A 13,173-nucleotide genomic window follows, 5' to 3' on the forward strand; every position below is an offset into this window, starting at 1 on the left:
GGTTTTCTATGAAAAAGAAAATCGTAAGCGTACTTTTATGTGTGTCAATGGTAGCAACAATGGCAGCAGGATGTGGTTCATCGGGGGATGATACAACAACTACAGACAGCAACAGTGCATCTGGAACAACAGAGTCAGCAGACGCTTCTGGTTCTGATGCAGCAACAGGTGGTCTTGCTTACACAGGCGATCTTGAGATTATGCACTTCTCTACAGAAGAAGAATCACAGGGGAATGGTGGTTCTGATGGTATGAGAACTGTATTACAGCAGTGGGCAGACAACAACACAGGAATCAATTTAACACAGACAGTTCTTGCAAATGCAGATTACAAGACACAGATTCAGACTCTTGCAAATGCAGACGATCTTCCAGATGTTTTCCTGATTCAGGGTATGAACGTAAAACAGTGGGCAGAGCAGGGATTGATTCTTGACTTAACAGATTACATTAAGAGTTCTCCATACTCAGCAGATTACAACGAATCATACTTTACACCATTTAAAGATGAAGCTGGAAATATCTACGGTTTCCCAGCATTGACAGGTGGTACTTGTACCGTTGTAGTTTATGATTCCAAAGCATGGGCAGATGCAGGATATGATACATTCCCATCTACATGGGAAGATGTAGAAGCTGCGATTCCAAAGCTTCAGGAAGCAGGATATCAGGAAGCAATTGCTTTTGGTAACCAGGGACAGTGGAACATGAACTCTGATTTCTTATCAACATTAGGCGACAGATATACCGGAAAAGACTGGTTCCAGTCCATGATTGATAAGAAGGGTGCAGCATTTACAGATGATGAATTTGTTGCAGCATTAACAGAAACACAGAGATTATTCAAAGATACGGATATCTTTAACAAAGACTTTAACGCAATCACAAACGAAGATGCGCGTGAATACTACATTGGTCAGGATGCAGCAGCATTCATCGGTGGTAACTGGGATGTTTCTTATATCCAGGCTTCCTTAGAGGGAACAGATTTATATGACACAACCAAATTTGCAGTATTACCACAGCCAAAAGATGCAAAATATGATGCAGACAGCCAGAACATTGGTTTAGGATATGCGGTAGCAATCAACTCCAAATTAGCAGATGATCCAGATAAATTAGCAGCAGCAATTGACCTTGCTGAGTACATTACCGGACCAGAATTCGCAAACTTTGTATGCGACAAATATGCTTTAGGTGGATTAACAAAAGTTAACGATGTTGATTTAAGCAAATTCGACCAGTTTACACAGGATTTCTACAACTACTCTTATGTAGATACAACTCCTTGTGAAATCTACGATTCTTACCTTTCAAGTGATGTATGGAGCGTAGTAAATACAGATCTTCAGTCTATGGTAAATGGTGATATGACACCAGAAGAAGTTGCAAAGGATGCTCAGGAAGCATACGAAGCAAATTACTAAAAAATGACTAGATAGTATGACAGGGCTGTTTCAAGACAATCTTGGTTTTGGGGCAGCCCTTTTATACAAAAAGTATTACGTGTAAAGGGAGGTAGATTGTCTTATGATGCCGAAATCAATGCAATCGAACAAAAAGGTGATAGCGGCGTATTTGAGTATTCCGATTATCGTCTATGTATTTTCCGTGTTTGTTCCATTAATTACAGCTTTTATAGACAGTTTTTACAATTGGAGAAGTGGTCCGCATAAGACATTTGGTGGTCTTACGAACTACATACAATTATTCCATGATCAGACATTCTGGGAGTCTTTTGGACACAATATTTATTTGGTAGCAGTGTGTATTGTTGGACAGATTGGTATTGCATTCATTTTTGTTTTAATGATTGATTCAAAGTTAGTGAAATTAAAAGGAATTCATCGTACATTTGGTTTCTTCCCAAGTACAATCTCTGCGGTATGCATTGGTTTTATTTGGAAAATGATTTACGACTATAATCGAGGAATATTGAACTGGTTCTTGAATTTAATTGGCAAATCAGATGCGACAAAGGTATGGTTAAATGAGCCGAGTCTGGTAATGCTATTGGTATCCATCCCACTTATCTGGCAGTATATTGGATACTACATGGTCATCCTGTTATCTGGTGTTTCTGCGATTGATAAGGAAATCTTTGAGAGTGCAGAAATCGATGGCGCAAATGCTTTCCAGAGAGCATGGTATATTGTATTTCCATTGATTAAGAATACCGTATTGATTTGTATTACACTTTGTATCGCCGGTAACATGAAAGCATTTGATAATATCTATGTTATGACATCTGGTGGACCGGGAACAAAATCCATGGTTATGGCGTTATATGGATATACCGTTTCCTTCAAACAGAACAATATGGGATATGGATGTTGTATTTCCGTTGCAATCTTCGTCTTAAGCTTGATTGTAATTATGGGATCACAGAAATTATTCAACTTCTTGTTGAGAGATAAGGGGGTAGAATAAGATGACAGAACTTAGAACCGCAGGAAAAGATTCCACAGGAAAGAAAGTTGGAAAAGGTATTCTGGCAGTGGTAATGAATGCAATTTTAATTATTTTCTCTGCCACCTGTATTTTCCCGCTTGTGTGGATGTTAAACTCCGCATTGAAATTAAAAAGAGATTTTAACTCAGATATTATTGGAATTGTAAAGCATCCTGTATTATCAAACTTTAAAGATATTTTAAGCAATGCAAACTACCATTTGGGACAGTCCATCTGGAACAGTACAAGAACAACAGTTCTTTCGGTGTTCTTCATTGTATTATTCGGATTTATCGTAGGATATATTCTTGCGAGAATCCAGTTTAAAGGAAACCGTTTGTTATACACAATGTTTTTGATGGGTATGTTAATTCCACAGCATTCTTTATTAGTACCTATCTATGTGGTATTTAAGACATGTGGCTTATCAAACACCTGGTTTACCCTGATTATTCCGTATGTTGCATTCGGTTTGCCAATTTCCATTTTCTTAGTGGAAGGCTTTGTAAAATCGATTCCAACAGAGTTAGAGCAGGCAGCCGCAATCGATGGCTGCAGCTTCAGTCAGACTATGTTCCAGATTATTATGCCGGTCTGCCGTCCAATCATGGTAACCGTTGCAATCATCCAGTCTTTTGGATGCTGGAACGAGTTCTCGTTTGCGTTAGTTTTGATCAAAGATCAGGCATTGCAGACAGTACCACTTGCGCTGACACAGTTTACCGGACAGTTCAATTCCGACTATCCGAAGATTATGGCAGCAATGTTAATTACAATGGCACCAATCGTAATCCTTTACTTTGCGTTTAGTAAAGAGATTATCAAGGGTATGGTTGCCGGAGCAGTAAAAGGTTAATCTTTTTCAATTTCCTCATAATATATAAAAAAGGGTCATGTGGTTGCTACATGGCTCTTTTTGTGTAATAGGAAATTTCGTTCCTATTACACAAAAAATTTCTCTTTTCAATAAAAAATGAATATGATATACTTAATATATCGTAAGAAATTCGGACAAACTCATGGAGAAGAAGTGAATCATTATATTAGGAGATGAGAGTATGACAGAGGGTGGATTACTAATTTTTCTTGGCATCTTATTGCTGCTGGTTGTAATTGTAGCGGTTGTAGCAGTGGTTGCATCGGTAGCAGGGGCAGCAGCTGCAATTGTAGATGATGAAGATGGCGAAGACCAATAGCGCAGGAAAAGAAGAAAAGGCGTGCGAATCAGAAAAGAAAATCTGGTTGGCACGCTTTTTTCTTGATAAGATGCTCCCCAAAATTCTATAAAGATTTTCTAAAATAATCGCCGGAACACTTGAAAATACAGGCGGACGAGATATACTGAAAGAAAACCGACCGGTCGGTCGGAATGCGAAGGAAAAAGTGGAGGAGACGAGATTGATTTCAAAGTTTAGTGTAAAAAAACCATATACGGTATTAGTATGCGTGGTTTTGGTTCTGGTTCTTGGCGTAGTATCGTTAACGCGAATGACAACGGACCTGCTTCCGAGCATGAGTTTACCGTATGCACTTGTTATCACAACAGATGTAGGAGCAAGCCCGGAAGAGGTGGAAAGTGATGTGACGGCTCCGATTGAGGCTGCAATGGCTACGACATCGAATATCAAAAATGTAACATCGATGTCTTACAATAGCTATTCCATCGTAACATTGGAGTACGAGCAGTCTACCAATATGGATTCCACGATTATCGAGATTCAGCAAAAGCTGGATCAGCTCAAAGGCAACTGGGCAGATACGGTTGGAAGTCCGATGATTATGCAGATTAATCCAGATATGATGCCGGTGCTTATGGCTTCGGTTGATGTGGATGGAATGTCACAGGAAGAGATTTCAGATTATGTAAACCAGGAGCTTTCTGCCAGTCTGGAAAGTATTGAAGGTGTAGCATCTGTCACAACGACAGGCGCATTGGAAGAAAATGTTCAGGTTACGCTGGATCAGGACAAAATTGATGCACTAAACGAGAAGATTCAGGACAAAATCAAAGAACAGTTTGCGGATGCTCAGAGTCAACTGGATGATGCAAAAGGTCAGGTGGAGTCCGGACAAAAGGCAATCGAAGAAGGTTCTGGTCAGCTTACCGGTGCGGTGGATGAAGTTTTATCCAAAAAATCAGAATTATATCAGACACAGAAAGATTTGGAGTCGAATCTGACACAGCTTCAGACCCAAAAAGAGATGCTTGAGAATGCAATCTCACAGTTAAAGCAGGCGTATGACGGAGCCGTGCAGATTCAGCAGGCAATCGATGCACTGAATCAGATAAAACAATCTGGAAATATAGAGGGACAGACAGGTGAAATTCCATCGAATGGTGAGATGGACGCACAGACTTCGGAGCAGATTCAGGCAATTTTGCAGGGCTTGATGCAAAATCAAAGTCCGGCTGTCTCGGAACAGCTTGCGAATCTGATGGAACAGTTTAACGGAAATATTGATCAGCAGATTGCGGCATTGCAGGCGCAGTTAGATACCATCAATGCAACCATTTCCTCACAGGGGGCAGCGTTTGCAGCGATGGGTGTGACGTTAAATACATACCAGGATATTCCGGCAGCAATCACAACGTTAACAGACCTTTTGACGCAGGTGAATACCGGAATCAGCACGATTCAGAACGCACTGACACAGATTGAAGCCGGAAAAGTGACGATGGATGATGCGATTACAACGCTCAATTCCAACGCAGTCTTAGCATCCCTTAAGATGAGCAGTTCCCTTGCACAGCTTGAGACAGCAAACGCCTCCTTGCAGCAGGCGCAGACCTCTTTGGACAGTGCAAAAGATCAGGCACTTGACTCTGCGGATATGAACACGGTATTGTCGATTGATACGTTAAGCGGATTGTTAGTGGCACAGAACTTTTCCATGCCGGCAGGCTATGTAGCGGATGGGGAGGAAAACTATCTGGTGCGTGTCGGGGATAAAGTGGAGTCCATCGACGATTTGAAAAATCTTGTGTTAATTGACCTTGGAATGGATGGAATTGAACCGATTACATTAGCGGATGTTGCAGAAGTTGAAATTGCCGACAATGCATCAGAAAGCTATTCGAAGGTAAATGGAAATCCGGCAGTCATGATTTCCATGGAAAAACAGACCGGATATTCCACAGGTGATGTAACCAACCGTTTGCTGGCTAAGTTTAAATCTTTGGAAAAGAGCACAGATGGTTTACACCTGACTGTGCTGATGAACCAGGGTGTTTATATTGACATGATTGTAGATTCTGTTGTGCAAAATATGATTTTGGGAGCAATTCTTGCAATTTTTGTCCTGATTTTGTTTTTAAAAGATTTCAGACCGACTTTAGTCATCACATGTTCGATTCCACTAAGTGTTATTTTTGCAGTAGTATTGATGTATTTTTCCAATATCAGCTTAAATATCATTTCCATGTCGGGACTTGCGCTTGGAATCGGTATGCTGGTGGATAACTCAATTGTTGTAATTGAGAATATTTATCGTTTGAGAAATGAGGGCTATTCCATCCGAAAAGCGGCTGTCGAGGGAGCAAGCCAGGTAACGGGTGCGATTATTGCGTCAACCCTTACCACGGTATGTGTGTTTGCCCCGATTATTTTTACAGAAGGAATCACAAGACAGCTCTTTACCGATATGGCGCTAACGATTGCCTTTACATTAGGCGCAAGCCTTCTGGTGGCGTTGACATTAGTTCCTGCGATGGCAGCAGGCTTGTTGAAAAATACCAAAGAAATCAAGCATGGATTTTTGGATAAGGTAAAAGCGGGATACGCAAAACTTTTACGGGTAGCATTGCATTTTAAACCTGTGGTATTTTTGCTGGCGATTGTTCTTTTAATTGGAAGCACACTTGCAGCTTTTTCTAGAGGAATGTCCTTTATCGATATGGACATGGAGACCGACCAGATGACGGTTACGGTCGAGGCAAAAGAGGACGAGACGCTTACATTCGAGGAACTTAAGGCGATATCGGATGAAGTTGCAGATAAAATTTCAACAATTGATGGAATTGACACAATTGGTGCAATGGCGGGTGGAAACAGCACTTTTAGCCTGATGGGAAGCGGTTCCACCGATTCTGTGAGTATGTACCTGATTTTGGATGAGAATCGTAAGAATACCACAAAAGAGATTGCAAAAGAAATCGAAAAACGAACAAAAGACCTTGATTGTGCCATCAGCACAGACAACTCTTCGATGGATATGACCGCAATGTTTGGAAGCGGTGTGACAGTCCAGATTAAGGGAAGCGATATTGATAAATTACAGGAAATTGCAAAACAGGTAACTGATGTTGTGGAAAAAACAGAGGGAACCTGTGATGTCGAGAATGGATTGGACGATAACACACCGGTATTTACCATTTCCGTGGACAAAGAAAAAGCAGCGGAATATGGAATGACGGTTGCACAGGTTTACCAGCTGGTTTATGCAAAGATGGCATCGAATACCTCTGCAACGACAATTACAACCGACATCAAGAACTATGATGTGTTTATCAAGACACAGGAGCAGGATGAGGTAACGCTTGACGATATCAAGAACATGACGTTTACCTACACACCAAAGAGTGCAAGCATGGATGCGGGCACAGGTTTATCTTTGGGGGATGAGCCTGTGCAAGGCGAAGGTGAAGATACAAAAGAGACAGAGGAATCAGAAGAGAATGAGGATGGAACACAAGAGATTCCGCTGAGTGAGATTGCAACGTTTACAGAGGGAAGCACCTTAAGTACCATCTACCGTGATTCCCAGACCAGATATATCAATGTGACGGCAGGAATCGATGAGACACACAATGTTACGTTGGTAAGTAATGAAATTCAAAAAGAATTAGACAAATTAGAGCTGCCGGAAGGTTATTCCATTAAGATGACAGGTGAGGATGAGACAATTGCGGAATCTATGAACCAGGTGTATTTAATGCTGTTGTTGGCGGTTATCTTTATTTATCTGATTATGGTAGCACAGTTTCAGTCCCTGCTCTCGCCATTTATCATTATGTTTACCATTCCGCTTGCATTCACCGGAGGATTTTTTGCACTGTTTATCACCGGAAATGAAGTCAGTGTCATCGGTATGATTGGATTTGTAATGCTTGCCGGAATCATTGTAAACAATGGTATCGTGCTGATAGATTACATCAATCAGTTGCGACGTGGCGGAATGGACAAAAAGGAAGCAATCATAGAGGCAGGACAGACAAGACTCCGTCCAATTTTAATGACAGCACTCACCACCATTATCTCCATGTCCACGATGGCAGTTGGGGTCGGAAGTGGTTCTGAGATGATGCAGCCAATGGCGATTGTAACAGTAGGTGGTCTGATTTACGGAACACTGTTGACACTGTTTGTCGTGCCTTGTATTTACGATGCATTTTTCAGAAATAAAAGCATGGTAGAGGAGGAACTTTAGATGACAATGGAGGGCGAAAAACTTCCGGAAAAAGTCATTTTGATGTATGATGCGGTCATCGGGATGTTAGAAGATGGAATCGACTTAAATCGGATGAAGGTCATCGACATTACAAAGCGTGCCGGAATTGGAAAAGGAACGGCGTATGAGTATGTTTCTTCCAAGGAAGAACTGATTGTAGGGGCACTTTTATACGATATCCAAAAGCAGTTTGAGCGGATTATAGGCGCCATTACGGCCATAGACGGATTTCAGCCAAAAGTAGAGCGGATCTTAGACTGGATTCTCGATAACTTCAGGGAATGTAAGACGTTTGCACTGTTTGCACGAATCGGAATGGGAACCTATGATATCTCGGAACATCTGAAAAATGAGATGCGAAAAGCGCGCGCAAAGGAGTGCTGCGTTACCAGCATACTAGAACAGGTCGTGGATGAAATCATGGAGTGCGGTGTAAAAGAAGGAATTTTAAAACCTGCCAAAAAGGAGTTGCAGCGCATGGCATTCGGCTCCCAGATTTTGATTTTCAGTATGTATCTGGCGGATTTAGAGCATCGGAAGCAAAGTGAACTTTCTATGGAAGAGGTAAAACGTTTTACCTATGAGAGCATTGTAAAAGCATTAAATTAACAAAAATACGCTTGACTTTTGAGGAAAGGGAATTTAAGATAAGAAAAGAAACAGTTCTGCAAAAAGCAGAAGAAAAAGGTAGTGAGAAAGAGGAGTACACATAGGCATTTTGAAAGAGAAGGACATTCACCGGCTGAAAGATGTCCGCAGAATAAGCATGTGGAAGGTAGCTTTTGAACCGGAATACCCAGAAACGCATCCGATTGCGATAAGTATTCCCGCATTGTTCCCGTTAGCGAACAGAAGAGATTGCGAAAGAGATTGTGAAATTTCTCACAATTGCTTTTGTGAACAAAGGTGGTACCGCGATAACACGCCCTTTGCATCCGAGTGGATGCAAAGGGCTTTTTTAATGAAAGGAAAGAGATATGAGCAAAGAATTAGCAAAGACTTATGACCCGAAGGGCATTGAAGGCCGCTTATATGAAAAGTGGGAACAGAATGGATATTTTCATGCAGAAGTAGATAGAAGCAAGAAACCTTTTACCATTGTGATGCCACCTCCAAACATTACAGGACAGCTTCACATGGGACACGCATTGGATAACACAATGCAGGATATTTTAATCCGTTACAAGAAAATGCAAGGTTACAATGCACTCTGGCAGCCTGGTACTGACCATGCAGCAATTGCGACAGAGGTAAAAGTTATCCAGAATTTAAAGAAACAGGGCATTGACAAGCATGACCTTGGACGTGAAGGTTTCCTGGAGAAATGTTATGAATGGAAGGATGAATACGGCAACCGTATCATCAACCAGTTAAAGAAAATGGGTTCCGCTGCCGACTGGGAGAGAGAACGTTTTACCATGGATAAAGGCTGTTCCGATGCAGTACAGGAAGTTTTCATCAAGTTATATGAAAAAGGATTGATTTACAAAGGTAGTCGAATTGTAAACTGGTGTCCAATCTGTAAAACCTCCATTTCCGATGCTGAGGTTGAGCACGAAGAGCAGGATGGATTTTTCTGGCACATCAATTATCCGGTTGTAGGCGAGGAAGGCAGATTTGTGGAAATCGCAACCACACGTCCTGAGACTCTGTTTGGTGATACAGCCGTTGCTGTTAACCCGGATGACGAAAGATATCAGGATATTATTGGAAAGACATTGAAACTTCCAATGACAGACCGTGAAATTCCGGTAATTGCAGATGCTTATGTCGATAAAGAATTTGGTACCGGCTGTGTAAAAATCACACCGGCACATGACCCGAACGACTTTGAGGTTGGAAAACGTCATAACTTAGAAGAAATCGTTGTTATCAATGATGATGCGACCATGAATGCTTTGGCTGGAAAATACGAAGGTATGGACCGCTACGAATGTAGAAAAGCACTTGTTGCAGATTTGGAAAAAGAAGGACTTCTTGTAAAAGTTGTGCCACATTCCCATAACGTAGGTACACATGACCGCTGTGGTACGACCGTAGAGCCAATGGTAAAACAGCAGTGGTTTGTAAAAATGGATGAACTCATCAAACCAGCCGTAGAAGCCGTAAAAAATGGTGACATCCAGCTTCTTCCAAAACGTATGGAAAAAACATACTTCAACTGGACAGACAACATCCGTGACTGGTGTATTTCCCGTCAGTTATGGTGGGGACACAGAATCCCGGCTTACTACTGCCCGGATTGCGGTGAGATGGTAGTTGCAAAAGAAGCACCACACAAGTGTCCGAAATGTGGATGTGACCACATGGAGCAGGACCCGGATACCTTGGATACCTGGTTCTCATCCGCACTCTGGCCATTCTCTACACTCGGCTGGCCGGAAAAAACAGAAGATTTGGATTATTTCTTCCCGACAGATGTCCTTGTAACCGGATATGATATTATCTTCTTCTGGGTAATCCGTATGATTTTCTCAAGTTACGAGCAGACCGGAAAAGCACCATTCCACACCGTATTGTTCCACGGACTGGTTCGTGATTCCCAGGGACGTAAGATGAGTAAATCCTTAGGAAACGGTATCGACCCATTGGAGGTTATTGATAAATACGGCGCTGATGCACTTCGTCTGACTTTGATTACCGGTAATGCACCTGGAAACGATATGCGTTTCTACTGGGAGAGAGTAGAAGCTTCCCGTAACTTTGCAAACAAAGTATGGAATGCTTCCCGTTTCATCATGATGAACCTTGAGGACGCTGCGATTGAGACACCATCTTACGATGAGTTAAAACCTGCAGATAAATGGATTCTCTCAAAAGTCAACACACTTGCAAAAGATGTGACAGAGAACATGGATAAATACGAGATGGGTATCGCAGTACAGAAAGTTTACGATTTCATCTGGGATGAATTCTGTGACTGGTACATCGAGATTACCAAAGTCCGTACTTACAACAAAGAAAAAGATCCAAAATCCGCAAATGCAGCATTCTGGACTTTAAAGACAGTATTGACAGAGGGATTAAAGCTGTTGCATCCATTCATGCCATTTATCACAGAAGAGATTTTCTGTACCCTTCATCCGGAAGAGGAAACAATTATGTTAGCAAAATGGCCGGAATACAAAGATGAGTGGAATTTTGCAGCAGAAGAAGAAATGATTGAGCATTGCAAAGACCTTGTAAAAGGTGTTCGTAATGTCCGCACCGAGATGGATGTTCCACCATCAAGAAAAGCAAAGATGTTTGTAGTTTCTGATGATGCCGCTTTAAGAGAGACATTTGAGATAACAAAAGAAGTATACATGAATCTTGCATCTGCCAGCGAAGCAGCCGTACAGGCAGACAAAGCCGGAATCGGTGAAGATGCAGTATCCGTTGTGATTCCTGGCGCAACCATCTACCTTCCATTAGAAGATCTGGTTGATTTTGAAAAAGAAAAAGAACGTCTCTTAAAAGAACAGGCACGTCTGGAAAAAGAGCTGGCACGTTCTAAGGGAATGCTTTCAAATGAAAAATTCTTAAGCAAAGCACCGGAAGCAAAAGTAAATGAAGAAAAAGAAAAACTTGCCGGATATGAAAAAATGATGGAACAGGTCAAAGAAAGACTTGCACAAATGAAATAAAGACGAAAATAAGCAGAATCGTACGAAAATGGTAGGCGCTTCTGCTTGTTTTATATGGTAAAATAAAAAATAATAGGTTGGATTTTTATTCCATAAATGATAGAATCATGTTAGTAAGTGTGAAGTAGTATCTGAAATTTCCGATTGGAGCTGTATGGGGTATGGGAGACGAGAAAACAGAAGTTAGAATCTCTTCTGATGAGATGGAAGCATATATAACATTACATGAAGATGCTGAAACAGAATATGGTCTAAAGTCTATTTTGGAGTCGCTCGAGAAGGCGGGAGTAAGAGCTGGAATTGATGAGCAGAAGATACAAAGTGTGATTGATAGACAGATATACGATCGAGAGGTTGTAATTGCAAAGGGCGTTCCTGCAAAAGATGGCAAGGAAGGCTATTTCGATTACAATTTTGATTGTAATTTTGACAATAAACCGAAGATATTGCCGGACGGCAGTGTAGATTACTGGAGCATTCATAACATTGAGACTGTCGTGGAGGGACAGGTGATTGCAGTGTATCACCCGGCAACAATGGGTGAGAATGGCTTTACCGTCAAAGGAAAGACGTTGATTGGAAAGAAGGGACGTGAGCTTCCTCCGTTAAAAGGAAAGGGATTTGAGCGGAGCGAGGATAACGTGACCTACACCGCAACCTTGACCGGCAAGATTGAAAAACAGGGAGAGCGTATTGCCGTTCTTCCGGTTTATGAGATTTTTGGAAATGCAGAGCTGGTGAACGGAGTCATTGATTTTAAAGGGGATTTGATTATCCATGGTGGTGTGGAGGCAGGAATGAAGATTTCTGCAACCGGGAATATCACAATTGATGGAGTCGTAGAACCAAGTGAGATAACCGCGCGGAAGAACGTCATTTTGCGAAGTGGAATGCTAGGAGGTTCCATTGTTGCAAAAGGAGATTTGAGTGCCAAGTTCTTAGAAAATGTTAATGCCAGAATAGATGGGAATATTGAAGCCGATGTTTTTATGAATTCTGACATCAGCTGCCGTGGCAAGGTACATCTGAATGGAACGCGTGGAAGAATTATTGGCGGACAGACTTATGGTGTGGAAGGCATTATTGCATCCGACATTGGAAATTCCGCAGAGATAAAGACGAATGTGGCAGTCGGAATGGATTTGGAATCCGCGGAGAAGATTCGTGAACTGGAGAAGAGAATCCAGGAGAACGAAGATTATTCGGTTAAGATTGAATTAGGATTAGCAAAATTCGCGGAGATGGAGAGAACACAGGGAGTCAGTATGAGAGAGGACCCTAGAAGAGTTGCGCTTTTGCGTGAAAAAGTAAAATGCAGTGCGACGCTTGCAACCGACCAGAGCCAGCTTAAGGTATTAAAGCGTGAGTCGGAGCTTTCAAAAGGGGCATTTGTCCGTGTGTTCCGGAATTTATATCCGGGGGTTTGCGTCTGCATTGATGAGACGAGAATCTACAACAGACAGCAGCAGGAATGTGTGGATGTCATCCGCAGGGGCGATAAAATCGTTTTGTGCCGTATCGAGGAGGATGCGGTCAGTTAAAGACGAAGATTGCGCTAAAAATTAGAAAAACTTAATAGAAAATCTCTTGATTATTATCATCACTATATTATAATGGAAAAGAAAATAATATAGTGATGTTTTTTTTG

General features: G+C 41.6%; 8 protein-coding genes. All 8 read left to right on the top strand.

Features of this window, described 5'->3' with window-relative positions:
- Positions 1-8 precede the first annotated feature (8 nt).
- The 8 genes from BIV16_RS01655 to BIV16_RS01690 all read left to right on the top strand — a co-directional run bounded on the left by BIV16_RS01655 (position 9) and on the right by BIV16_RS01690 (position 13,066).
- Positions 9-1,427 (top strand): ABC transporter substrate-binding protein, encoded by a 1,419-nt coding sequence (locus tag BIV16_RS01655; RefSeq protein ID WP_075679632.1) that lies wholly within the window; start codon positions 9-11, stop codon positions 1,425-1,427.
- Between the two features lie 103 nt (positions 1,428-1,530).
- The gene (locus BIV16_RS01660) at positions 1,531-2,430 is read left to right on the top strand and encodes a carbohydrate ABC transporter permease (RefSeq protein WP_075679631.1); all 900 of its coding nucleotides are present in this window, start codon (positions 1,531-1,533) and stop codon (positions 2,428-2,430) included.
- A gap of 1 nt (position 2,431) precedes the next feature.
- Positions 2,432-3,307, top strand: a complete 876-nt coding sequence (locus tag BIV16_RS01665; RefSeq protein ID WP_075679630.1) for a carbohydrate ABC transporter permease — start codon at positions 2,432-2,434, stop codon at positions 3,305-3,307.
- A gap of 202 nt (positions 3,308-3,509) precedes the next feature.
- Complete coding sequence (locus BIV16_RS01670) at positions 3,510-3,647, top strand: hypothetical protein (protein ID WP_173664536.1); 138 nt, start codon at positions 3,510-3,512, stop codon at positions 3,645-3,647.
- 202 nt (positions 3,648-3,849) lie between these two features.
- The gene (locus tag BIV16_RS01675; protein ID WP_075679629.1) at positions 3,850-7,878 is read left to right on the top strand and encodes an efflux RND transporter permease subunit; all 4,029 of its coding nucleotides are present in this window, start codon (positions 3,850-3,852) and stop codon (positions 7,876-7,878) included.
- The gene (locus BIV16_RS01680) at positions 7,879-8,508 is read left to right on the top strand and encodes a TetR/AcrR family transcriptional regulator (RefSeq protein WP_075679628.1); all 630 of its coding nucleotides are present in this window, start codon (positions 7,879-7,881) and stop codon (positions 8,506-8,508) included.
- A 368-nt stretch (positions 8,509-8,876) separates the two neighbouring features.
- A complete protein-coding gene (locus tag BIV16_RS01685) occupies positions 8,877-11,525 on the top strand; it encodes a valine--tRNA ligase (protein ID WP_075679626.1) in 2,649 nt (882 codons plus the stop codon).
- A gap of 161 nt (positions 11,526-11,686) precedes the next feature.
- Complete coding sequence (locus BIV16_RS01690; protein ID WP_075679625.1) at positions 11,687-13,066, top strand: DUF342 domain-containing protein; 1,380 nt, start codon at positions 11,687-11,689, stop codon at positions 13,064-13,066.
- Positions 13,067-13,173 lie beyond the last annotated feature (107 nt).

Origin of the sequence: Roseburia sp. 831b (assembly GCF_001940165.2) — a bacterium.
Lineage (GTDB): Bacteria > Bacillota > Clostridia > Lachnospirales > Lachnospiraceae > Roseburia.

Excerpts from the sequence above, each read along its gene's own strand:
- BIV16_RS01685 (WP_075679626.1), top strand. The coding sequence starts at position 8,877 with ATGAGCAAAGAATTAGCAAAGACTTATGACCCGAAGGGCATTGAAGGC.
- BIV16_RS01670 (WP_173664536.1), top strand. The coding sequence starts at position 3,510 with ATGACAGAGGGTGGATTACTAATTTTTCTTGGCATCTTATTGCTGCTG.
- BIV16_RS01655 (WP_075679632.1), top strand. The coding sequence starts at position 9 with ATGAAAAAGAAAATCGTAAGCGTACTTTTATGTGTGTCAATGGTAGCA.
- BIV16_RS01665 (WP_075679630.1), top strand. The coding sequence starts at position 2,432 with ATGACAGAACTTAGAACCGCAGGAAAAGATTCCACAGGAAAGAAAGTT.
- BIV16_RS01690 (WP_075679625.1), top strand. The coding sequence starts at position 11,687 with ATGGGAGACGAGAAAACAGAAGTTAGAATCTCTTCTGATGAGATGGAA.
- BIV16_RS01680 (WP_075679628.1), top strand. The coding sequence starts at position 7,879 with ATGACAATGGAGGGCGAAAAACTTCCGGAAAAAGTCATTTTGATGTAT.
- BIV16_RS01660 (WP_075679631.1), top strand. The coding sequence starts at position 1,531 with ATGATGCCGAAATCAATGCAATCGAACAAAAAGGTGATAGCGGCGTAT.